The following is a 23,156-nucleotide window of genomic DNA, read 5'->3' on the forward strand; positions in this document are numbered from 1 at the left end:
CGCGCTATCTCCCGGATCGAAAGCTCGTCCCGCAAAGCCCAGCGCCGAATAACGCTCAATAAATCCATGTTGATCACTCCGCAGCCCCCCGCTGAAAACGGACAGGGCGGGTTCAAACATGGGTCAATCCTCGGTGGAAATTTCCTGCGTGCCTGGGTCAACTCTCAATGGAAATCAACACCTTGCGACAGGCGCGGCCAACGCGGCCTTGAGGGCGGCCGTTGGGTCGCTTTCCGCCCGGCCCGTCGCAATGGCGAAGCGGGACACCTCGCCAATATTGGAGCGCACCCTGCGCACGGTTTCAAGCCGTCCCCTTGCCTCGATTGGGCGAAGCGCCGCGAGAATTTACGCCGAAGTGAGTTCGGGAAGGGGGCGGGAGCCAATGGCCGGACGGACCAAATCGAAAATCCATTTTAGCTTGACCAGCGTCGCTTCCGCTTTGCCCTCGCGCCGCTTTTTGTCCAGCAATTCGTCGGCGAGAACGCCGAAGGTATTGCCGCTGGCCTTCAAGGCCCTTCGGGCTTCGGCTTTCTTCTGTTCGCCGGGATCGACGCCTTCGGACAAAGGCGCTTTTGCATTCTCGCCCTTTGCTCTGGCGTCCTTCAACCGGACTTCGGGATAGGCGCCCAGCGCCAAGAGGTTTTGCTTGCCAACAAAACGATAGGACAGCCGCCAGAGCCTTTATCCTGTGGGATTGACCAGCAGGAAGAGCCAGCCGCCATCCGTGAGTTTATAGGGCTTTCCCTTGGGCTTGGCGCCCCTGACTTCGCCTTCCGAGAGCGGCATGATCGTGTCGCCCTTGCTGGTATTTGCGTGATACCAGCAAATATACCATCAATTTTTTTGGATGCCAGCAGACCGCCCGGGACAGAAAATCGGGCACAATCCTTTGTTTTTTTATAAGACTTTTGATTGTTTTCAGACGATGCTGGAAGGGGATGTGGTGCCCAGGGGCGGAATCGAACCACCGACACTGCGATTTTCAGTCGCATGCTCTACCAACTGAGCTACCTGGGCTTTACCCGACGACCCGCGTCGAGCGTCGCGCCTTATAGAAAGCCAAAAGCGGCTTGTCCAGCCCTGAACGCGCGCCGGAAAGCCGCCATTTTTTAAAAAATCCGCCCTCCTCGCGCCGCGCGGGCGCGAGGCCGGGGCAATTCAATGTCAGGCGAGCCGCTTGGCGTTGGCGTGGACTTTTACGCGCGCCGGGCGTGTCGACGCCTCCGCGACATCCATCAGGTGCCCGGCCACCGCCACCGGATGCGAATCTCCGGTCATCCATTTCCAGGCGACCGCCACCGATTCCATCACCGCCGCCTGGGCGCATTCGGTGACGGCGATCAGTTTTTCGGTGACCATGTTCTGGGTTTCGTCGGTCGCCTCCTTGTCGCCGAAGCCGGACGCGGCGGCGACCAGAATCGGCAGGCGGGCGGAAATGGTGGTTATCGAAGAGGTCTGGACTTCGCAGAATTCGAACCACGAACTCAATAGACGGTCCTGGAGCGAGAAAAGATCTTTCATTGAGGAAAACCTTCCGGGGGGTTCACGGCGCGCCTTGGGGCAAGGCCGAAGTTTCGCTAAAACGTCGCAGGATACAAAAATCCATTTTCCCTCCCGGCTCCAACGAGCCGAAAGGGCTTCCAGTCGAAAAAGTCTTGGACGTCGCTTCCCTCGCGCGCCATTGGCAGGCGCGTCGCAATTTGTTATAGCGCGGCTCTTCGTTTTGGCGCGAATGTCCGCATTCGCCGCCGCAAAAGGCCGCCAACCGCAAGCCCAACCTGGACAGGACCCATCTCGGGCTTGCTGGAGTCTTAGTCGATCCAGTGATAATGCGCGGGTTTGTCGGGATTGACAACGCGACTTCCGACGTATCCCGCGAGGCGGCCTTCGCGTGGTATGGCGGGTAAATAAATTCTGAAATCGAATTCATGAAGCGGAATTCATCAACTCAAGGAACCCGATGTCGAAAGAAGAACTGCTGGAATTTCCGGGCGTCGTCAGCGAATTGCTGCCCAATGCGACCTTTCGCGTCACGCTCGAAAACGATCACGAAATTATCGCCCATACGGCGGGCAAAATGCGCAAGAACCGGATTCGCGTGCTTACCGGAGATCGCGTTCTGGTCGAGATGACGCCCTACGATCTGAGCAAGGGCCGCATCACCTATCGTTTCAAATAGGCTTTGCCGCCCAAACGTCCGGAGCCTTTGTGACCGCCGAGTCCGAAATCCGTCCCGCGCGTCTGGCGCTCGCCTCCGGCTCGCCGCGCCGTCTCGCGTTGTTGCAGCAGATCGGCGTCGAACCCGACGCCCTGTTGCCGGCCGATCTCGACGAGGCGCCCGGCCGCAACGAATCGCCGCGCAAGCTCGCGGCGCGTCTGGCGCTGGAAAAGGCGCGGGTCGGGGCCAGGACCGCCCATGGCCGCGCGGAACTGCAAGGCGCCTATGTCATCGGCGCCGATACGGTGGTTTGCGTCGGCCGCCGCGTCCTGCCGAAATGCGAAAGCAGCGAGGAGGCGGATTTCTGCCTGCGCCTTTTGTCGGGCCGGGCCCACCGCGTCTATTCCGGCGTCACCGTGATCGATCCGGCGGGGCGCGAGCGCTCGCGGCTGGTCGAGACGCGGCTGCGCTTCAAGCGCCTGTCGGGAAAGGAAATCGAGGCCTATCTCGCCTCGCGCGAATGGCGCGGCAAGGCCGGAGGCTACGCCATCCAGGGCATAGCGGGGGCCTTTGTCGTCAAGCTGATCGGCTCCTATAGCGCCGTCGTCGGCCTGCCGCTGCACGAAACCATGACCCTGCTCGAAGGGCTGGGCTATCGGGCGCACCTGTTCTGGGCCGGCGCCAAGGAGCCGGGCGTCTGATGCCGGGCAAGCCTGAAAAGGCCGACAGGCCCACCAAAACGCCGGTCTGCTCGATCTGCGGCAAGCCGGTCGATCCGGCCTTCCCGCCGTTCTGCTCCAAACGCTGCGCCAATGTCGATCTGCATCGCTGGCTCAACGGGTCTTACGCCATCGCCGGCGAAAGCCTCGACGAGGACTCCGCTTCGCGGCCCGACGACGCCGAGGATTGAACCGGTCCTGTCGTAAATTGGCGGTCGAGCCCGAAATCTCCGAACACCGGTTTTCGACGTGTCGCCTGTGCGGCCTCCGCCGTCAGTTTGTCGCGCGCCCGCCTCCGACCAGCGCCGGTTCGGCCCGGTAGAATTCGGGATAGAGCCGCTTCAGATTGGCGATCTTCGGCAGGTCGTTGACGACGATGTAAGGATAGGACGGGTTCAGCGTCAGAAAATCCTGGTGATAGGCTTCGGCGGGATAAAACGGACGGTCGGGTTCGATTTTCGTCGCGATGGGCGCGCCGAACGCATGGGCCTGGTCGAGCTGGGCGATATAGGCTTGCGCCACGCGCGCCTGTTCGGCGTCCACCGGGAAGATGGCCGAGCGGTATTGCGTGCCGCGGTCGGGTCCCTGGCGGTTGAGTTCGGTCGGGTCGTGGGCGACGGAAAAATAGATTTGCAGGATGCGCCCGTAGCTGATCTGGCGCGGATCGTAGGTCACGCGCACCGATTCGGCATGGCCGGTGCGGCCGGAACCGACGATTTCATATTGCGCCTTGTCCTTGTCGCCGCCGGCATAGCCGGAGACGGCGCTGGCGACGCCCTTGACGTGCTGGAACACGCCCTGCACGCCCCAGAAACAGCCGCCGGCCAGAACCGCGACTTCCAGCGCCGGGCCCGCCGGCTCGTCCACCGACGGCGGCGGAATGACGCGCGCCTGTTCCGCGCCCGAGACCGGCGTCTTGAGTGCGAAACTCAAAGATGCGGCGACCGCCGTCGCGGCGAGCAGGGAAGTCCAGGGAAAAGGGCGTCGGGTTTCATTGGTCATGGCAGTCGGCTCCGTATGGTCGAAGGTCGATTTTCCTCAAGCGGCGGCGGCCTTGAAGGTCAAGGCGACGCCGTTCATGCAATAGCGCAGGCCGGTCGGTTGCGGCCCGTCGTTGAATACGTGACCCAAATGGCCGCCGCAGCGGCGGCATTGCACGGCCGTCCTGACCATGCCGAAGGAATGGTCGCTTTCCACGACAACCGCATTGTCCAGCGGCTTCCAGAAACTCGGCCAGCCGGTGCCGCTGTCGTATTTCGTGTCCGAGGGAAACAGATCGAGATCGCAGCCGGCGCAAGCGAACACGCCGCGCCGGTGCTCCTTGAGCAAGGGGCTGGTGAAGGCGCGTTCGGTGCCCTCCTGCCGCAGCACGGCAAATTGCTCGGGGGTCAGTTTCTTGCGCCAGTCGGCGTCGCTCAAGGTCACCTCGAATTTTTCGGACGCCTTCGCCGACTGGCCTTTCCGGCCCCAGAGCAGGCCTCCGCCCAGCAGGACCGCGCCGCCGCCCAGAAAATACCGTCTCGTCGTCATTGCGCCTGTCTCCGGTTTGGATCGCGCGAAAGGGGTTCACAACCGTCCTACGCGGCGTTGCGCCGTTTGTTTCAAAAAAACCTGACCGCCCGCGCGCGCCGCCGCCTTGTTGGCGCTTTCCTTTGACGAGACGGGCTTGTTTGCTTATTAGGCGTCACTGGAATTTTCTGCGCGGCGCGACCGCGCCAGCCACACTCCGGAAAGCCGAGAAAAATGCGCGTTTATTATGATAGCGATGCCGATATCAACCTGGTCAAGGGCAAGAAGGTCGCCGTGGTCGGCTATGGCTCGCAGGGTCACGCCCATGTCCTGAATCTGCGCGATTCCGGCGTCAAGGAAGTCGCGGTCGCCCTGCGCGCCGGCTCGGCCACCGCCAAAAAGGCCGAGTCCGAGGGCGTCAAGGTGCTGAGTGTGGCCGAAGCCGCCAAATGGGCCGACGTTCTGATGATGCTGACCCCGGACGAGCTTCAGGCCGAAATCTACCGCAGCGATATTGTCGACAATATCCGCCCCGGCGCGGCGCTGCTGTTCGCCCATGGCCTCAACGTCCATTTCGCCCTGATCGAGCCGCGCAAGGACATCGACGTGCTGATGGTCGCTCCCAAGGGGCCCGGCCATACGGTGCGCGGCGAATATCTGAAGGGCGGCGGCGTTCCCTGCCTGATCGCGATCCACCAGGACGCTTCGGGCAACGCCCATGACATCGGCCTGTCCTATGCCTCGGCGATCGGCGGCGGCCGTTCCGGCATCATCGAGACGACCTTCAAGGAAGAATGCGAGACCGATCTGTTCGGTGAGCAGACCGTGCTCTGCGGCGGTCTGGTCGAACTGATCCGCGCCGGTTTCGAAACCCTGGTCGAGGCCGGCTATGCGCCGGAAATGGCCTATTTCGAGTGCCTGCACGAAGTCAAGCTGATCGTCGACCTGATCTACGAGGGCGGCATCGCCAACATGAACTATTCGATCTCGAACACCGCCGAATGGGGCGAATATGTCACCGGCCCCCGCATCATCACGCCCGAAACCAAGGCGGAGATGAAGCGCGTCCTGACCGACATCCAGACCGGCAAGTTCACTTCGGAATGGATGCAGGAGTATCGCGCCGGCGCCGCCCGTTTCAAGGGCATCCGCCGCGTCAACGACCGCCATCAGATCGAGGAGGTCGGCGAACGCCTGCGCGCGATGATGCCCTGGATCGGCAAGAACAAGCTGGTCGACAAGGCCAAGAACTGATTTTTCGCGCCTGGACCCCTTGTTCCGGGCGCGTTTTTTTTCGACATTGGACCAAGACGCCCCCGGCCCGCCGGCGTGGAGCCCGAAGCCATGAGCGACAGCGATAGTCTTTCCCCGCGAAGAGTTCACTCGGATTTCGAGCGGATCATCGACGCCATGCTCGAACGTCGCGGCGATCCCCGGCTGCTCGAAGCTTTGTTCGCGCCGGAAGCCGACTGGCTGGTGAATGGCGATCCGGCGAGCTGGTCCTATGCCGGACTGCGCGTCCCGCGCGATTCCGTCCTCGCCTATCTCGGAGCCTTCGCCGTCGAATTCGAACGGAAATCCCTGCTTCGGCTCGACACCTTGATCGATGGCGAACAGGCTTGCGTACGTTATGAATTGGAGCTTCGCCACCGCGGCACGGGCCGCGAGGCGAGGCTGCCATTTCTCTGCTTCATCCGCCTCGAAGGCGCTTTGATCGTCGAAGTCAGCGAAATGTTCGACAGCGCGAGCCTGTTTCGCCTGCGCGAGAGCCGCTGCTGAGCGCCGCGTGGCAGCTGAAAGTTCGGCTGCGGCAAGCCAAGGGGGTTTCAGGAAAGATGACCGATTTCCAGACCCGTTTTGTCCCCGAGGAAAGCCATCCGCAGATCAGGGCGCTGGTCGAGCGCATGTTGGCTCTGCGCAGCCGTCCGGAAGAATTCATCGCGCTTTTCCAGCCCGACGCCATGATGCACATGGTCGGCGACCGGCGCGACTGGCCCTATTTCGGGACTTACCGGGGACATGCGCAAATTCTCGAACTGCTGCACAGGATCGGCAGGGAATTCGAGCGGCTGAGCGATCGACTGCTGAATATCGTGATCGACGGCGAAAATTTCGCCATGCGCCGACTGCTCGAGGTCAGGCACCATGGCTCGTCGCAACTGGCTTTGCTGGTGCTTGGCGATTTCGTTCGCACCCGCGGGGGCCTGATCGACGAATTCTTTCAATACAGCGATACGGCGACGGCCTGCCGCCTGATGCGTTGACTTACAAACCGAGGCGATCCCGTTTTTTTCATCGCGGACGGTGCGGCGCCGGGTTCGGGCGCAAAATAAAAGCCGCTTCAATTTCAATACATAAGTATTTTTGACTAAACTATGAGCAGTTTAATCGCTGTCAAATCCTTCCATTGGCGGAATTTCAATTTGGAATTGAGATATTCCGTGATTAACTTCGGTTGAGGGTTTGACGGAGATCGTCCGGCGTCGTCCTGTTTGAACTTGGGGTCTGTTTCCAGAAAGTGGAAGCTGTACTCGACAGGAATAGGCGGTTAATCGAAGGGCCGCAGCATTTTCGTTTTGCCACGAAGCATAAAATGCTGTGGACGCCTGAATTATATCGAATCACGGCGTCAATTTCCAGATATTTGGCATTTTTTTTAGGTGATTAGGCGAAATATGATCAGCGACCGATTGACACGAGAGGAATATTTGGCGATCGCCCGCGATATTTATGGCCGCCGCGCCAAAGGCGACAACGAGCCGGGTCTGGCTTTTTTCCACGAGAACGCCCGCTATCGTTTGCTGGGATCGCGCGCGCTGATCCCCGCCGCCGGCCTGCGGGTCGGCAAGGCGGAAATACGCGAAGCCTGGCGCGCTTTCGACACGGATTTTGAAATCCTGTCCTTCGAAATCGAGGATCTGGTCATCGATATGCCGCGCTGTTCCTACATGTCGTGGCGCATGCAGTTGCGCGGCCGCGGCGCCGGCGCCATCGCGGAACTGGAGGGGATCGACCGCCTGGTCTGGGTCGATTTCAAGATCGTCGAATGGACGCGGTTCTTCGACACGGCGCTCGTCGCCGCTCTCGCCGAAAACGACCGCGAGGGCGGCCGGGACTGATCTTTCAAAGCTCCTGCCAAGATAAAAGGCCGCCTCAGCCGCCCTTCTTGACTTCCGCCTGCGGCGTCGCCGGTGAATCCTGAACGGCCGGCGAGGCTTCCTGCAATCCCTTGTCGATCTTGTGGAGAATTTTCGGCAGATCATCCGGATCGGGATTGAGATCGCGCGCGTGATTCCACTGGAACTGCGCGTCGAGCCGCCGCCCGGCCCGCCAATAGGCGTCGCCGAGATGGTCGTTGATCACGGGATCGCCGGGCTTCAACTCTATGGCGCGCTCCAGAAGCTTCACCGCCTCGTCGTAATGACCGAGCTTGTAATGCGCCCAGCCGAGCGAATCGACGATATAGCCGTCCTCGGGCTGCAATTCGACCGCACGGCGCAGCATCTTGAACGCCTCGTCGAGATGGATGCCCTGATCCGCCCAGGAATAGCCGAGATAGTTCAGCACCAGCGGCTGTTCGGGATAGAGATCGAGCGCCTTCTTGAAATCGGCCTCCGCCTTGTCCCATTGCTTGGCGCGTTCGTAATCGACCCCCCGGAAATAATAGATCGCCCATTGGCTCTTTTCGCTGGGCGAGGTCAGCGTCAGCACCCGCGTATAAGCGTCCGCAGAGGCGGCGAAATTCTTGTGCGAGCGGTCCAGATCGGCCAAAGCCGAGAGCGCCTCGGCGTTTTGCGGATGTTCGGCGACAATGGCCCGCAGGCGCTTGAGCGCCTCGTCGGATTTGCCGAGCGCGTCGAGCAGCAGGGCGATGCGGATGTCGGCGTTGACGCGCATCGGCGAGTTTTCCGGCGTCAGGTCGTAAACATCGATCGCCGTCTCATATTGTTTGAGCCGGCCATAGGCCTCGCCGAGCGTATCGAGCGCCAAAGCATGATCTGGCTGCAGCGACAGGGCAAGGCGCAAAAAGACGATGGCGGCGATTTCGTCGCCCTGCCGGCCCCCCGCCGCGCCGAGTCCATAGGCGCCGAGACCGTAAAGCACTTCCGCCGCGCCGGCATTGACGTCCTTGACCATCGGCGCGAGTTTCCTGCCGGCGGCGAGATCGGCCTGGGCGGCGAGGATCATCGGATTGCGCGGCTGGATGCGTTCGAAAGCCGCATAGACCGCCTTGGCCTCGTCGGGCTTGCCCTGGCGGTCAAGGTTGCGGGCATAGGCGTCGACCAGCCGCAGCGTGGACTGGTCGGCTGAATAGGCGGCCTTGAATCTTTTGCCGGCTTCTTCGGTTTTTCCGGCGGCTTCGAGCATCAGGCCGGCGTGATAGTCGCGAAACACCGCAAAGGAAGGCTCGCTCAGCGTATCGACGAGGGCGAGGCCCTTCTTGACGTCGCCGGAGCCGACCTGGCTCCAGGCGGTCAAGAGCACGGCGGTCAGGTCGCGCTGCTGCGACTTGCCCGTCCAGTTGAGCTGCGAACGGGCGGCGGAGAAGTTTTTCGCCTTGATGTCGCGGACGCCGAGCGCCAGCCGCGCCGAACTGTTGCGGGGATCGCGCGCCAGCACCTTTTGCGCCAGCGCGTAACTGTCCGGCAGGTCGCCATTGGCCAGAGCGGCGACGAAGGCGCGCTGGACGAGTTCGATATTATGCGGGTCCGAGCGCAAAGTTTCGCGGAAAAAGGTCGAGGCGGCGAAAGTATCGTGTTCGGCTTCGGCGACGCGGGCGGCGAGATAATTGCCGGCGGGGCTTTCGCTGACCTCGAAAGGGGCGGAAACGGCGGTGGTTTCACGGGCGTCGACGGCGGAGGGGGCGAGGCTGGCGGCAAGCATCAGCGCGGCGGCCCAGACGGCGAACCGGGGGACGGACAAGGCGTCCGACGGCTTGCGGGCCGCGGTCTTAATGGGTTGAGGGTTCAAGAACACGAAATCGACTTTCCCGCCCGCGCCGGGGTTCGGCGCGCCGCCTGATGATCTGTCTGCCGAACATGGCTTTTTTGCGCTGCGAGGGCAAGCGCGGCGAAATCGAAAATCCGGTCGGCCTCATCGGATCTCGATATCGAGGCCGAGATCAAGCGTCGGCGCGGAATGGGTCAGCGCGCCCGAGGAAATCAGGTCCACGCCGGTCTCGGCCACTTCGCGCAACGCAGCGAGATCGATGCCGCCCGACGCCTCGGCCGTCATCCGCCCGCCGATCAGGGCCACCGCCTCGCGCAATTGCGCCGGGGTCATGTTGTCGAGCAGCACCGCATCGGCGCCCTCGGCGAGAACCTCGCGCAATTGTTCGAGCGTATCGACCTCGATTTCGATCTTGACCAGATGACCGACGAAATCTTTCGCCGCGCGCAAGGCCGGAACGATACCGCCCGCCACTTCGATATGATTGTCCTTGATCAGAACGGCGTCGTCGAGGCCGAAGCGGTGATTGACCCCGCCGCCGCAGCGCACGGCATATTTCTCGAAGGCGCGCAGGCCGGGCGTGGTTTTGCGGGTGCAGCAGATTTTCGCTCCCGTATGGGCGATGGCGCCGGCATAATGCGATGTCAGGGTGGCGACGCCGCAGAGCCGGCCAAGGAAGTTCAGCGCCACGCGCTCGGCTGAAAGCAGCGCGCGGGCCGGACCCTCGATGCGCGCCAGAACCGAGCCGGCGGCGAAATTCTCGCCGTCTTCGAGCAAAGCCTCGAAGCGCAAGCTGGGATCGACCAGTTCGAAAGCTTTGCGCGCCAGTGCGATCCCGCAGAGCACGCCGGGCTTCTTGCGCGCCGCGATGACCGCCCGCGCCGAGGCGGCGGCGGGAATGGTCGCCTGCGAGGTAACGTCGCCGGCGCGGCCGAAATCCTCAATCAGCGCGGCGCGCACGGCCTGTTCGACGAGAAGCGGGTTCAATACGGGCAGGGTCATGGAACGGCGCTCAGCTGTCTGGCTTTTGAGCCTTGCGCCAGCCGCAGCGCCTCGTCCAGCGTGATGAAGGAGCGGCGGGCCTGGGCCGGATCGGGCGTTGGAAAATCGCGGCGGAAATGGCCGCCCCGGCTCTCGCGCCGCAACAGGGCGCTGGCGGCGATGAGCAAGGCCGCCTCGGCGCGGTTGCGCAGATCGAGGCCGCCCTGCGCCAGCGCCTTGTCGCGCAAAGCGTTCAAGGCGAACAGAGCGGCGCGCAGACCCGGCTCGTCGCGCAACACGCCGACATGGCGGGTCATGATGCGCCGAACCTGCGCGGCGGCTTCGGCGTCGGCGCGCGGGGGCGCGGGCGGGGCGGACGCGGTGATCGCATGAGGCGCGAGGCCGGGCAGGCGGGCCGCAATATCGCTTGCGACGCGATCGCCGAACACCACCGCTTCGAGCAGCGAATTGGAGGCGAGGCGATTGGCGCCATGCAGTCCGGTCGAGGCGGCTTCGCCGGCGGCCCAAAGTCCCGGCAGCGAGGTGCGGCCATGGGCGTCGGTCCACAGGCCGCCCATATGATAATGCTCCGCCGGCGCCACCGGAATCCTCTGGCGCGAAGGGTCGATTCCCGCCGACAGGCAGGAAGCCGCGACAGCGGGGAATTTCTCGGCGAAAGCCGCGCCGACGGCGCTGGTCGCGTCGAGATAGGCCCCGCGTCCCGCCGCCAGTTCGGCGAACACGGCGCGCGCGACAATGTCGCGCGGCGCGAGTTCGGCGTCCTTGTGCTGGGCGGGCATGAAACGCTTGCCGGCGCGATTGACCAGAATCGCGCCTTCGCCGCGCAGCGCCTCGGTCGCCAGCGGCGCGGGGTCGCGGCCGATGTCGATGGCGGTCGGATGGAATTGCACGAATTCGGCGTCGGCGATGCGCGCCCCGGCCCGCGCGCCCATCGCCAGCGCCGCGCCATTGGCCTGCGGCGGATTGGTGGTGAGGGCGTAAAGCGCGCCGACGCCGCCGGTCGCGAGCACGGTGGCGCGGGCGTAAAAATTTTGCATGATCCCGTCGGCGCCGCGCGCCAGCACGCCGACGACGCGCCCCGATTCGACGAGCAGATCCTCGGCGACGAAATTTTCGTGCAGCCGGATGGACGGGGTCTGGCGCACGCGGGCGACCAGGGCCTGCATGATCGCCGCGCCGGCGCCGTCTCCCTTGACGCGCACAATGCGCCTCGCGGAATGGGCGGCCTCCTGCGAGGGCGCCAGATCGCCGAGCGCGTCGTGGTCGAAGGGCGCGCCGAAACGCAGCAAGTCATCGACGCGCGCGCGCGCCTCGCGGGCGACCGAAAGCGCCACCGCCCGATCGACGATGCCGGCCCCCGCGGCGAAAGTGTCGGCGGCGTGCAATTCGGGGCTGTCGCTCTTGCCGACGGCGGCGGCGATGCCGCCCTGCGCCCAGACCGACGAGGCCCCTTCGCCGATCGGCGCGGCGGCGAGAACGGCGACCGGCAGCGGCGCCAGTTTGAGCGCGCAGAACAGGCCGGCCAATCCGCCGCCGACGATCAGGATGTCAGATTCGGCCATGGGGCGCTCCTTCTCCCTCTCCCGGGAGCAGGGAGAGGGCAGGGCTGGGCGACGCCCGTCTTTCGACGGGCTTTGCCGGGAGAGAACAAATAAAAGCGCCGCGCGCCTAGTTCAGATCGATCATCCGCTCGACCGAGCGGCGGGCGCGCTGCGCCAGCGCCTCGTCGATCGTCACTTCCTCGCGCAGATAGACCAGACTGTCGAGGATTTTCGGCAGGGTGATCCGCTTCATGTGCGGGCAGAGATTGCAGGGCCGCACGAAATCGACGCCGGGATTTTCCGCCGCGACATTATCGGCCATCGAACATTCGGTGACGAGCAGCACGCGCTGGGGCTGGCGGGTCTTGACGTAATCGATCATCGCCGCCGTGGAGCCGGAAAAGTCGCAGACATCGACGACTTCCGGCGGGCATTCGGGATGGGCGAGCAGCTGGATCGACGGATCTTCCGCGCGATAGCGCAGCAGTTCTTCCGCCGTGAACCGCTCATGCACTTCGCAGGCGCCATGCCAGGCGATGATCTTGACAGCCGTCTGGCGCGCGACATTGGCGGCGAGGAACCGGTCGGGAACCATGATCACGGTGTCGGCGCCGAGGCTTTCCACCACTTTCACCGCATTGGACGAGGTGCAGCAAATATCGACCTCGGCCTTCACTTGCGCCGAAGTATTGACATAGGCGACCACCGGGACGCCGGGATATTTGCGGCGCAGCGCGCGCACGTCGGCGCCGGTGATCGAGGCGGCGAGGGAACAGCCGGCGCGCGAATCCGGAATCAGCACGGTTTTTTCCGGGCTCATCAGCTTCGAGGTCTCGGCCATGAAATGCACGCCGCCCTGAACGATGATTTCGGCGTCGGACTGGCCGGCGATCCGGGCGAGTTGCAGCGAGTCGCCGACCACGTCGGCGACGCAATGGTAGATTTCCGGCGTCTGGTAATTATGCGCCAGGATGACGGCGTTGCGCTGCTTTTTGAGATCGTTGATCGCCTTGATATAGGGCGCGTGAAACGGCCATTCGATCGGCGGGATGGTCGCCTTGACCTTTTCGTAAAGATGCGCCGTCTCGCGCGCGACTTCCGGCGTCCAGGCCAGGATCGGCATGGGCAGCGCGCCATGGCGCGAAAGGGCCGTCAGCTTGTGGGGCGCAGCCGAGGCGGCGCCCAGGGAGGGGCCCGAAACACGCGAGTGGGAAGATACCTGCATGACGCTCACTCCTAGTTATGCTCAAAGTGAGCATAACCTGAACCGATAAAAAGGCCGTTACGACGGCTCGCGGGGGAGAAGGTCTCCCCATTCATGTTTCCTACATATACTCACTCTGAGTATAAAGACAAGAGCCATCGGAGCGGTTTTTCGCGACGGGCTTCGGCTCGCCAATGCGCGAAAAAAACCCGTCAACCTTTTTATGTCAGGCTCCCGCCGTTGATTTTTCGGGACGATGGCATGACCGACCTGGCGTTTTTCCTTCATCGTCGCCGCGAAAACGCGGTTCCGCGCGAAAACATCTATTGGGGCCGTTTCGCCCTGCCGCCCATGGCCGCCGCGTCGGTGGGCGACCGGCCGCTCGCCGCGCTGGTCGCTTTGGGCTTTTTCGCCGTTCTGCTGCCGACCGCGCCGAGCCTGTTGTTTGACCCGGACATGCTGTGGCACATCCGCACCGGGCAGGAAATCCTCGCTTCGCGATATTTTCCGCAAACCGATTCCTATTCCTGGACGATGTACGGCCAGGGCTGGATCGCCAAGGAATGGCTGTCTCAGGTTTTATATGCGCTTTGCCGGCGGTTTGCCGGCTGGACGGGCGTCGCGTTGCTGGCGCTGGCCGCGGCCTGCGCCGCCTATGGCCTGGTTTTCGCCGCGCTGGAGCGGCGCGCCGGGCCGCTGTTCGCGCTCGCCGCCGCCGCCCTCATTGCGCTGGCGGGCCATTTTCATCTGCTCGCGCGGCCGCATGTGCTGGCCTGGCCGGTCGCGGCGGCTTTCGCGATTGAACTGCTCGACTCCGCCGAGAAGGGCCGGGCGCCGCGCTGGCCTTATGCGTTTTTGGTGGTGCTGTGGGCCAATCTGCACGGCTCCTTCCTGCTGGCCTTTGCGCTGGCGCCGTTTTTCGCTTGGGAATCCGTCGCGCGCGCGGGCGAAAGCCAGTGGCGCCTCGCCCGGCGCTGGGCAGGTTTTGCCGCACTCTGCCTGCTGGCGGCGCTGGTTCACCCCTATGGTTGGCGGGTCTTCGCCGCCGCGCGCGATGTTCTGGCGCTCGGTCCCGCCTTGAGCCTGATCGTCGAATGGCGTCCGCAGGATTTTTCGAGCTTCGGCCATTTCGAAATCATCCTGCTGCTCGGCCTCGGAGCTTCCCTGTTGAGCGGCCTGCGCCTGCCGGCGCCGCGCGTCGCTCTGCTTCTGGCCCTGCTCCATTCGGCGCTCGCCCATGTGCGGCAGGAGACGCTCGGCCTGATGGTCGTCGCGCTGCTGGTCGCGGCGCCGGTTGCGGCCTTGCGCGGCGAAATTTTCCGCCCCCGCCGTCTCGAATGGAAAACCGTCGCCTGTGCGGCGGCGGGCGTGCTGGCGGTCGCGGTCGGGTCCTTGTCGCTGCGCGGCGGCCTGGACCTGCCGGCGGCAATCGCGCCGCAAGCGGCGCTGGCCGCCGCGCGCGCCGCCGGGGTCACGGGTCAGGTGCTCAACGAGGACCAGTTCGGCGGCTTTCTGATCGACCGCCATGTCCAGACCTATGCCGACGGCCGCGCCGAATTGTTCGGCCCGCTGCATTACGACCTGTCGATGGCGCTGGCCGGACGCAAGGCCGATGTCCTCGACCGCCTGCTCGCCAATCGGGCGATTGGCTGGACCCTGCTGCCGACCGTCTTGCCGGCCAATCGGGTTCTTGAGGCTTCGCCAGAATGGCGGCGCGTCTATCGCGATGACGTGGCGAGCGTTTACGCCCGCAGGTGATCCTGCCGTCTCAGACGGCCTCGACCAGAATTTTCACGCTGCGCGGTTCGACCGGCAGGCTGTCTCCGGCGCCGAAAAAGCGCTCGTCCGTTGCATCGTCAAATGTGTCGATGACGAGCCGCCAGCGTTTTCCGGCCCGCGGCGCGGGCAGCGGAAAGGTCACGTCGCCGCCCGCATTGAGCAGGATCAGCGCCCGCGAATTTTCCGCATAGAGCGAAAGGCCGATGAAACGCCGTTCGTCTTGCCGCCATTGGTCGTCGCGCATGGCTTCGCCCTCGGCGCCATACCACCGGGCGTCGGGGATGGAGCCGTCGTTCAGCAGCGCGCCGGTCAAAAATGCGTCGGCGTGCAAGGCGGCTTCGCCCATGCGCAGCGCGATCAGTTTCCGGGTGAAGGCGATCAGTTTTGCGTCGGCCTTGCCCCAGTCGATCCAGGTGAGCAAATTGTCCTGCGCATAGGCGTTGTTGTTGCCGTTCTGGCTGTGGCCGCATTCCGAACCCATCGCCAGCATCGGAACGCCGCGTGCGCAAAACAGCGTCGCCAGCAGATTGCGCTGGTCGCGCCGCCGCAGCGCCAGAATCCGTTCGTCATCGGTCGGGCCTTCGACGCCATTGTTCCATGAATGATTGGCGTCGGTGCCGTCGCGGTTATGCTCGCCATTGGCCTCGTTGTGCTTGTAAGCGTAGGCGACGAGATCGGCCAGCGTGAAACCGTCGTGGGCGGTGACGAAATTGATGCTTTTCGTCGGCCGTCCGAATTTTCCGAACATCGGCTCCGAGCCGGCCAGCGCGGTCGCCAGCCCGCCGATCATGCCGCGGTCGCCGCGCCAGAATTTGCGCACGTCGTCGCGGAAAATATCGTTCCAGTCGCTCCAGCGCGGCGGAAATTTCCCGACATGATAGCCGCCGGGACCGACGTCCCAGGGCTCGGCGATCATTTTGATGTGGCGCAGCACCGGGTCCTGGTCGATCGCCGCGAGCAGGGGGGCGAAAGCGTCGAAACCCTCGCCGCCCCGCGCCAGAGTCACGGCGAGATCGAAACGGAAGCCGTCGACGCCGCCATATTGCGTCCAGGCGCGCAACGTGTCCATGGCGAGGCGGACGACGGCGGGATGGTCGAAGCGCAGAATATTGCCGCAGCCCGCGTCGTTGATGTAATGCGCCGGATTTTCGGCGAGCCGATAATAGCTCGCGTTGTCGATGCCGCGCAGCGACAGCGTGGGGCCGAACTGGTCGCTTTCGCCGCTATGGTTGAGCACGATGTCGATCAGCACGTCGAACCCCGCCGCCTGCAGCGTGGCGACGGATTCGCGCACTTCCTTCCAGCCGCCCGGCGCGAGACGCGGGTCGGGCGCCATGAAGGCGACGGAATTATAGCCCCAGTAATTGGTCAGCCCCAGAGGCGGCAGATGCCGCTCGTCGATCCAGGCGGCGCAGGGCAGCAGCTCCAGCGTGGTGACGCCGAGATTTTGCAGACGGGCGATGGCGGCCGGATGGGCGAGGCCGGCGAAAGTTCCCCGCTGCCGATCGGGGATTTCCGGCATGAGCCTAGTGAAACCGCGCACATGAAGTTCATAGATCATGGTTTGCGGCCAGGATTTTTTGGCGCGCGGCGGCGAGGGCGCGAGAACCGGGCTCTGGGCTATGGCCTTGGCGACAAAAGGCGCGCTGTCGCCGCGCGACGGCAGACCGTCGGCGTCAAAACCCAGCATCGACGGATGCGGCTCGATGAAGCGGTCGAGCCCGAGCGCGTAAGGATCGATCAGCAGCTTGGCAGGGTTATGACGGGCGCCCTGCGCGGGATCGTAGGGGCCGTGGACGCGCAGACCGTAACGCGCCCCGGCCTGCAAGCCGTGGATGAAACCATGGAAGACGGGGCCGCTGCGTCCGGGCAGGCGCAGGCGCGCGATCTCTCGATCCGCCGCATCGAACAGGCAGAAGTCGACCGCCGTGGCGGTTTCGGAATAGAGCGCGAAATTGCCGCCTTGCGGGGAGAGAACAAGGCCGAGCTGGTCGGGCGAACCGGGGGAGATCGAAAAGTCTTCAGCCAACAAGCGATGTCCCCCGAAACGTCAATGCGCGGCGCGACGAAACAACTCGCCCTGCGGCCGGCCCCGCGCCGCGCAATATCTGTTTCGGCCAGATTTCCCTCATGTGATGACGCTTGGCTCGGTTCGCCCGGTGTGCCCGCGGATATCGGCCAGAGATTCGGCAAGGGGGATCAAGGCCCCCAGTGCGCCTTGCGTTTCGAGATCGTGTTTGGCCGGATCGGGCTCAAAAAGCTCGATATAGACGCGCAAGGTCGCGCCCGAGGTGCCGGTGCCGGACAGGCGATAAACGATGCGCGAACCATCCGCGAAAAGAATACGGACGCCCTGCTGTTTCGAGATCGATTGGTCGATCGGGTCGTGATAGGCGAAATCGTCCGCCGCCTCGATCTTGAGCGCGCCGAAGGTTTGTCCGGGAAGGCTCGGCAGCTTTTTGCGCAGATCCGCGATCAGCGCGTTGGCGCCTTCGCTCGCCACTTCCTCGTAATCGTGGCGCGAATAATAATTGCGGCCATATTCCGCCCAATGGCCGCGCACGATCTCGGCGACGCTCTGTTTGCGGACGGCGAGGATGTTGAGCCACATCAGCACCGCCCAGAGCCCGTCCTTCTCGCGCACATGGTTCGAGCCGGCGCCGGCGCTTTCCTCGCCGCAGATCGTGACCCGGCCGGCGTCGAGCAGATTGCCGAAGAATTTCCATCCCGTCGGCGTCTCGTAGATGCCGATCCCGAGCTTTTGCGCGACGCGGTCGGCGGCGCGGCTGGTCGGCATCGAGCGCGCGACGCCGGCGATGCCGCCGCTATAGCCTTTGACCAGATGGGCGTTGGCGGCGATGATCGCCAGACTGTCGGATGGCGTGACGAAGATTCCGCGCCCGATCACCAGATTGCGGTCGCCGTCGCCATCCGACGCCGCGCAGAGATCGGGCGAGTGCGGCGACAGGGCAAGATCGAGGAGATGTTTGGCGTGGACGAGATTGGGGTCGGGATGATGGCCGCCGAAATCCTCCAGCGGTTCGGCGTTGATCACGCTACCCGGCGCCGCGCCGAGCCGTTCCTCGAAAATCGCCTTGGCGTAGGGACCGGTGACCGCGCTCATCGCGTCGAATTTCAGGGTGAAGCCGGCGCGAAACATGGCTGCGATGGCGTCGAAGTCGAACAGGCTCTCCATCAGGTCGAGATAGATGGCGACCGGATCGATGACGCGGACCTTCGTCGCGCCGAGCCGGGTTTCGCCGAGCGTGTCGAGATCGACATCGGGCGCCTCGACGATTTTATAGCTCTCGATGGTCCGGCTATGGTCGAAAATCGCCTCGGTGATTTTCTCCGGGGCGGGGCCGCCGTTGGAAATATTATATTTGATGCCGAAATCGCCGTCCGGCCCGCCGGGATTATGGCTTGCCGACAGGACAATGCCGCCAAAGGCCTTCTCGGCGCGGATCACCGCCGAGGCGGCCGGGGTGGAAAGGATGCCGCCGCGTCCGACGACGATTTCGCCAAAGCCGTTGGCCGCCGCCATCTTCAGGACGATCTGGATCGCCTCGCGGTTGAAGTAGCGCCCGTCGCCGCCGAGCACCAGCGTTTTCCCGGCATATCCTTCCAGCGAGGCGAAGATCGACTGGACGAAATTGGCGAGATAATGCGGCTGCTGAAACACCGTCGTCTTCTTGCGCAGGCCGGAAGTGCCGGGGCGCTGGTCGGCGAAAGGCGTGGTCGCGACGGTCTGGATGGGCGGCGGAGCGTTCATGCGGCGATTTTCCGGAACAGGTTGGCGTAAGTCCTGGCGGGCTGGGTCCAGCCCACGTCGCTCTTCATGCCATTGAGCTGGATCTGGCGCCAAAGAGCGGGATTGGCGAAAATTCCGGCGGCCTTGCGAAGGGCGGCGGCCAGCGCGTCGGCGGCGACCGGGGTGAATTGCAGGCCGGTGGCGCAGCCTGCCGACAGCGCCATGTCATTGGCGTCGATGATCGTGTCGGCGAAGCCGCCGACCCGCGAAGTCAACGGCACGGCGCCATAGCGCAGCGCGCATAATTGGGTCAGGCCGCAAGGCTCGAACCGCGAGGGCGCGAGCAGGACATGCGCGCCGGCCTGAATCAGGTGGGCGAGACCTTCCGAATAGCCGAAATGCGCGGCGATCCGTTCCGGCGCCGCGGCCGCCGCCTCGGCAAAGGCTTCCTCCAGCTCCGGATCGCCGGCGCCGAGCAGGACCAGTTGCAGATTGAGCGGTTCGAACAAGGGCAGGCACTCCAGAACGAGGTCGAGCCCCTTCTGGCTCGACAGCCGGCTGACGACGCCGAGCAGCAGCGCGCCGTCGATTTCGGCCAGCCCCGTTTTCCGGCGCAGGGCGTGGGTGTTTTCCGCCCGGGCGGCAAGCTTGCGGTTGGAAAAGTTCTTCGCGATCAGCGGGTCGGCGGCCGGGTTCCAGACCTGGGTGTCGATGCCGTTGCGAATGCCGTAAAGCACCTCCTCGCGTGCGCGCAAAATGCCGTCGAAGCTCATGCCCTGGTCGGGCTGGAGAATTTCGCGCGCATAGGTTGGAGAGACCGTGGTGATGGCGTCGGAAAAATTGATGCCGGCCTTGAGGAAGCTGATCTGGTCGTAAAATTCCAGTCCCCCGGTGACGAAACTGGTTGCGGGCAGGCCGAGCGGCGCCAGCAGTCCGGCGCGAAAAACCCCCTGGAAGGCGAGATTGTGGATGGTGAAGACGAAGGGCGGCGCGCGCTTGCCGCTGAAGCGCAAATAGGCGGCGGTCAGCCCCGCCTGCCAGTCGTGGCCATGGACGATGTCGGGCGTGAAATTGGCCGCCAGCCCCTGCGAAAGCGCCGCGCCGGCCTGAGACAGCGCGGCGAAGCGCTGGGCGTTGTCGGGATGGTCGATCCCGTCGGCGCCGATATAGGGGCCGCCGGGGCGCAGATAGAGATGCGGTGCGTTGAGCGCGAACAGGTCGAGTTCCCCGGCCTTGCCGCGCAGGATGCGCGCCGGGCCGCCGAGCAGGTCTGCGAATTCCGCCACCGGCTCCGCGCCCGCGAGCGCGTCGAGCACGGCGGGATAGCCCGGAACCAGCGTGGAGACGGCTACATTTTCCTGCGCCAGAGCCAGAGGCAGGGCGCCGGCGATATCGGCCAGGCCGCCGGTCTTGACCAGAGGGAAAATCTCGGACGCGATCGACAGCGCAACCAGATCCGGCATCAGGACAGCCGATCGATCATCGGCTGGGTGACCAGGCAGATTCCCTGTTCGCTGCGGCGGAACCGCGTCGCGTCGAGTTCCGGATCTTCGCCGATGACCATCCCTTCCGGAATGCGGACGCCGCGATCGACGATGACATTTTTGAGCCGGGCCGAGCGACCGATGTCGACATCGGGCAAAACCACCGAAAAATGCACCTGGGCGAAGGAATTGACCCGCACATTGTTGAACAGCAGGCTGCGCCGCAGCGAGGCGCCGGAAAGGATGCAGCCGCCCGAAACCAGCGAGGAAATGGCCTGTCCGCGCCGGCCTTCGACGTCATGCACGAATTTCGCCGGGGGGGTCAGTTCGTTATAGGTCCAGATCGGCCAGTTGCGGTCGAACAGGTCGAGTTCCGGGGTGATTTCGGTCAGGTCGATATTGGCGGCCCAATAGGCGTCGAGGGTTCCGACGTCGCGCCAATAGGCGCGGGTCTCGTTTTCCGAGCGCACGCAGGAATCGGAAAAGCGATGCGCCACCGCCTTGCCGTTGGTGACGACGTAGGGGATCAGATCCTTGCCGAAATCATGGCTCGAATTAATGTCCTCGGCGTCGGCGCGCAGCAAGTCGAACAGGAATTTGGTCTCGAACACATAAATGCCCATGCTGGCGAGGCAGCGGTCGGGCTTTCCCGGTATGGGCGGCGGATTCTTCGGCTTTTCGACAAAGGTGACGATGCGGTCGGTTTCGTCGATCCCCATCACGCCGAAGCCGGTCGCCTCCTCGCGCGAGACTTCGAGACAGCCCACCGTCACGTCGGCGTGCTGGTCCACATGCTGCTGGAGCATGAGTTCGTAGTCCATTTTATAGACATGGTCGCCGGCCAGGATGATGATGTATTGCGGCGCGTAATCCTCGACGATGTCGGCGTTCTGGAACACGGCGTCGGCGGTGCCGACATACCATTTGTCCTCCGAGACGCGCTGCGAGGCGGGCAGGACGTCGAAACTTTCGTTGCGTTCGGGCCGCAGAAAGGTCCAGCCGCGCTGCAAATGGCGGATCAGGCTGTGCGCCTTGTATTGCGTGGCGACGCAGATGCGGCGCACCCCTGAATTGAGGGCGTTGGACAAGGCGAAATCGATGATCCGCGACTTGCCGCCGAAATAGACCGCCGGCTTGGCGCGTCGGTCGGTCAGCTCCATCAGACGGGAACCGCGTCCGCCGGCCAGCACATAAGCGAGGGCCTGGCGCGCGAGAGGGGCGTGCGCTGCGATCTTCATATCTGTCTCCGCCCTGCTTTTTTCGGCCTTGTTTTCGATCCTGCCGGACGCGGCCGCACCTGTCCAGAATCTTCCGCCCGACGCGCCTCCTTTGTCTAGCGCAGAGCCGGAATTAAAGCTTTGCGCCATCTCAATTCAAGCTTCGCGTTTGGCGCCGTTTCGAGGCGTTTTCATGCGTCGAACGGACGCTCGAAAATTAATCTAAACACATAGTATTATCAAGAAAATCCCGAACTCTTGGTGAATAGCCGCGCGCGGCGGGGCCGGGCGCGACAAACCTTGCGCCTCGCCGAAAGCGCGTGAAAAGGGGCCGGCGGTCCGAACGGCTGTTGGCGCCATTCACCCCCGACCCCTTCCCGAGAGTTTCGCTCAGGCAAACGGCTCCAACCCCTCGCGCACCGGCACGTTCCAGATTTCCTCGGCATATTCGGCAATGGCGCGATCGGAGGAGAACCAGGCGGTGCGGGCGGTGTTGAGGATCGCCGAACGCTGCCAGGACTTCCGGTCGCGCCATTTGCGGTCCACCGCGCGCTGCGCGGCGTAATAGGCGTCGAAATCCGCCGTCACGAGGAAATGGTCGTAATAGGTCAGCACGTCGACGAGCTGGGAGTAGCGGGAGCGGTCATCCGGCGAAAACACGCCATGGGCCACCGAATCCAGCACTTCGCGCAGGATCGGCGACTGGGCGATGGTTTCGCGCGCGTCGATGCCGTTGCGCCGGCGCTCGGCCACCTGTTCGGTGGTCAGACCGAAGATGAAAATATTGTCGTCGCCGACCCTTTCGCGGATTTCGACATTGGCGCCGTCGAGCGTGCCGATGGTCAGCGCGCCGTTCAGCGCCATCTTCATGTTGCCGGTGCCGGAGGCCTCCATGCCCGCCGTTGAAATCTGCTCCGACAGATCGGCGGCGGGGATGATCGATTCCGCGAGACTGACATTGTAATTGGGCAGGAAAACCACCTTGAGCAGGTCGCGCACGGTCGGATCGTTGTTGACCACCCGCGCCACGTCATTGGCCAGCTTGATAATGAGCTTGGCCTGATGATAGCTCGCCGCCGCCTTGCCGGCGAAGATTTTCACGCGCGGCACGAAGTCGCGCATGGGTTGCGCGCGAATGTCGTTGTAAAGGGCGATGGTCTCCAGAATATTGAGCAATTGCCGCTTGTATTCGTGGATGCGCTTGATCTGAACGTCGAACAGCGCGGTCGGATCGACCCGGATCAGCAGCCGGTCGGCGATGACCTTGGCCAGAGCCTCCTTGTTGGCGAGTTTCGCGGCGGCGAAGCGCTTCTGGAAATCGAGATCGCTGGCCAATGGTTCGAGTTTTTCGAGCTGCGTGAAATCGTCGAGCACGGATTTTCCGAGCGTCTCGATGAGCAGGCGGGTGAGATGCGGATTGGCCTCGATCAGCCAGCGGCGGAAGGTGACGCCGTTGGTCTTGTTGACGATGCGGTCGGGGAAGACCTCGTGCAGATCGTGGAAAACCGTCTGCTTGACGAGTTCGGTATGGAGATAGGAGACGCCATTGACCTTGTGCGAGCCGAGAAAGGCGAGATGGCCCATGCGCACATAGCGGCCGTTATGCTCGTCGATCAGCGACAGCGATGCGAGGTTGCCGGGATCGTTGTGGCCGGAGCGGCGCAGGCGGTCGAGATGCAGGGCGTTGATAAGATAGATGATCTGCATGTGGCGCGGCAGCAGCCGCTCCATCAGCGGCGCCGGCCAGGTTTCGAGCGCCTCCGGCAACAGGGTGTGATTGGTGTAGGAGAAGGTCGCCTGGGTGATGGCCCAGGCTTTTTCCCATTCGAGCCCATGGGCGTC

21 protein-coding genes and 1 tRNA gene are annotated in these 23,156 nt (G+C 63.8%); 8 read left to right on the forward strand and 14 right to left on the reverse strand.

The window, feature by feature from the left end; translation table 11 throughout:
* Positions 1–345: 345 nt before the first annotated feature.
* The 3 genes from QZY01_RS18675 to QZY01_RS18685 all read right to left on the reverse strand — a co-directional run bounded on the left by QZY01_RS18675 (position 346) and on the right by QZY01_RS18685 (position 1,521).
* Positions 346–669: an integrase arm-type DNA-binding domain-containing protein gene (locus QZY01_RS18675; protein ID WP_294540243.1), complete on the reverse strand. Its 324-nt coding sequence runs from the start codon at positions 667–669 to the stop codon at positions 346–348.
* A gap of 272 nt (positions 670–941) precedes the next feature.
* Positions 942–1,017, reverse strand: a tRNA-Phe gene (locus QZY01_RS18680).
* Between the two features lie 147 nt (positions 1,018–1,164).
* Positions 1,165–1,521 (reverse strand): hypothetical protein, encoded by a 357-nt coding sequence (locus QZY01_RS18685; RefSeq protein WP_294540204.1) that lies wholly within the window; start codon positions 1,519–1,521, stop codon positions 1,165–1,167.
* Positions 1,522–1,960: 439 nt separating this feature from the next.
* On the opposite strand from QZY01_RS18685, the gene infA reads away from it, so the two are divergent.
* Genes infA through yacG form a run of 3 tightly spaced genes read left to right on the forward strand, consistent with a single transcriptional unit; the run spans position 1,961 to position 3,068 of the window.
* A complete protein-coding gene (gene infA, locus QZY01_RS18690) occupies positions 1,961–2,179 on the forward strand; it encodes a translation initiation factor IF-1 (RefSeq protein ID WP_294540206.1) in 219 nt (72 codons plus the stop codon).
* Between the two features lie 29 nt (positions 2,180–2,208).
* Positions 2,209–2,859, forward strand: a complete 651-nt coding sequence (locus tag QZY01_RS18695; RefSeq protein WP_294540208.1) for a Maf family nucleotide pyrophosphatase — start codon at positions 2,209–2,211, stop codon at positions 2,857–2,859.
* The gene (gene yacG, locus QZY01_RS18700) at positions 2,859–3,068 is read left to right on the forward strand and encodes a DNA gyrase inhibitor YacG (protein ID WP_294540210.1); all 210 of its coding nucleotides are present in this window, start codon (positions 2,859–2,861) and stop codon (positions 3,066–3,068) included. The genes QZY01_RS18695 and yacG overlap by 1 nt, the downstream gene beginning before the upstream one ends.
* 82 nt (positions 3,069–3,150) lie before the next feature.
* Here the strand turns inward: yacG and msrA are convergent, their stop codons facing one another.
* Complete coding sequence (gene msrA / locus QZY01_RS18705) at positions 3,151–3,879, reverse strand: peptide-methionine (S)-S-oxide reductase MsrA (protein ID WP_294540212.1); 729 nt, start codon at positions 3,877–3,879, stop codon at positions 3,151–3,153.
* A 36-nt stretch (positions 3,880–3,915) separates the two neighbouring features.
* Positions 3,916–4,407 (reverse strand): peptide-methionine (R)-S-oxide reductase MsrB, encoded by a 492-nt coding sequence (msrB, locus tag QZY01_RS18710; protein WP_294540214.1) that lies wholly within the window; start codon positions 4,405–4,407, stop codon positions 3,916–3,918.
* Positions 4,408–4,620: 213 nt separating this feature from the next.
* On the opposite strand from msrB, the gene ilvC reads away from it, so the two are divergent.
* From ilvC to QZY01_RS18730, 4 genes are all read left to right on the forward strand, one after another.
* Entirely contained in the window at positions 4,621–5,640 is a 1,020-nt protein-coding gene (ilvC, locus tag QZY01_RS18715; protein WP_294540216.1) for a ketol-acid reductoisomerase, read from the forward strand.
* Between the two features lie 90 nt (positions 5,641–5,730).
* Positions 5,731–6,165, forward strand: a complete 435-nt coding sequence (locus tag QZY01_RS18720) for a nuclear transport factor 2 family protein (protein ID WP_294540218.1) — start codon at positions 5,731–5,733, stop codon at positions 6,163–6,165.
* 56 nt (positions 6,166–6,221) lie between these two features.
* Entirely contained in the window at positions 6,222–6,650 is a 429-nt protein-coding gene (locus QZY01_RS18725) for a nuclear transport factor 2 family protein (protein WP_294540220.1), read from the forward strand.
* A gap of 444 nt (positions 6,651–7,094) precedes the next feature.
* Positions 7,095–7,505: a nuclear transport factor 2 family protein gene (locus QZY01_RS18730; protein ID WP_294540222.1), complete on the forward strand. Its 411-nt coding sequence runs from the start codon at positions 7,095–7,097 to the stop codon at positions 7,503–7,505.
* A gap of 34 nt (positions 7,506–7,539) precedes the next feature.
* Here QZY01_RS18730 and QZY01_RS18735 read toward each other — a convergent pair whose 3' ends face one another.
* The 4 genes from QZY01_RS18735 to nadA form a co-directional block, all read right to left on the reverse strand.
* Positions 7,540–9,357, reverse strand: coding sequence for a tetratricopeptide repeat protein (locus tag QZY01_RS18735; RefSeq protein WP_294540224.1), 1,818 nt, complete (start codon positions 9,355–9,357; stop codon positions 7,540–7,542).
* A 123-nt stretch (positions 9,358–9,480) separates the two neighbouring features.
* On the reverse strand, positions 9,481–10,338 hold the full coding sequence (nadC, locus tag QZY01_RS18740; protein ID WP_294540226.1) for a carboxylating nicotinate-nucleotide diphosphorylase: 858 nt from the start codon (positions 10,336–10,338) through the stop codon (positions 9,481–9,483).
* Complete coding sequence (locus QZY01_RS18745) at positions 10,335–11,900, reverse strand: L-aspartate oxidase (RefSeq protein ID WP_294540228.1); 1,566 nt, start codon at positions 11,898–11,900, stop codon at positions 10,335–10,337. Before QZY01_RS18745 ends, nadC begins: the two co-directional genes overlap by 4 nt.
* A 106-nt stretch (positions 11,901–12,006) precedes the next feature.
* Complete coding sequence (gene nadA, locus QZY01_RS18750) at positions 12,007–13,104, reverse strand: quinolinate synthase NadA (protein ID WP_294540230.1); 1,098 nt, start codon at positions 13,102–13,104, stop codon at positions 12,007–12,009.
* Between the two features lie 240 nt (positions 13,105–13,344).
* Here nadA and QZY01_RS18755 point away from each other — a divergent pair, with 240 nt between their 5' ends.
* Positions 13,345–14,841, forward strand: a complete 1,497-nt coding sequence (locus tag QZY01_RS18755; protein WP_294540232.1) for a hypothetical protein — start codon at positions 13,345–13,347, stop codon at positions 14,839–14,841.
* A 10-nt stretch (positions 14,842–14,851) separates the two neighbouring features.
* Here QZY01_RS18755 and glgX read toward each other — a convergent pair whose 3' ends face one another.
* The 5 genes from glgX to glgP all read right to left on the reverse strand — a co-directional run.
* Positions 14,852–16,891, reverse strand: a complete 2,040-nt coding sequence (gene glgX, locus QZY01_RS18760; protein ID WP_294540234.1) for a glycogen debranching protein GlgX — start codon at positions 16,889–16,891, stop codon at positions 14,852–14,854.
* Between the two features lie 99 nt (positions 16,892–16,990).
* On the reverse strand, positions 16,991–18,634 hold the full coding sequence (locus QZY01_RS18765) for an alpha-D-glucose phosphate-specific phosphoglucomutase (protein WP_294540235.1): 1,644 nt from the start codon (positions 18,632–18,634) through the stop codon (positions 16,991–16,993).
* Positions 18,631–20,076: a glycogen synthase GlgA gene (gene glgA, locus QZY01_RS18770; RefSeq protein WP_294540237.1), complete on the reverse strand. Its 1,446-nt coding sequence runs from the start codon at positions 20,074–20,076 to the stop codon at positions 18,631–18,633. The genes QZY01_RS18765 and glgA overlap by 4 nt, the downstream gene beginning before the upstream one ends.
* On the reverse strand, positions 20,076–21,335 hold the full coding sequence (gene glgC / locus QZY01_RS18775) for a glucose-1-phosphate adenylyltransferase (RefSeq protein WP_294540239.1): 1,260 nt from the start codon (positions 21,333–21,335) through the stop codon (positions 20,076–20,078). The genes glgA and glgC overlap by 1 nt, the downstream gene beginning before the upstream one ends.
* 369 nt (positions 21,336–21,704) lie before the next feature.
* Positions 21,705–23,156 (reverse strand): glycogen/starch/alpha-glucan family phosphorylase (gene glgP / locus QZY01_RS18780; protein WP_294540241.1); only part of this gene is annotated, 1,452 nt, incomplete at its 5' end.

It is taken from the genome of uncultured Rhodoblastus sp., assembly GCF_903903185.1.
GTDB lineage: Bacteria > Pseudomonadota > Alphaproteobacteria > Rhizobiales > Beijerinckiaceae > Rhodoblastus.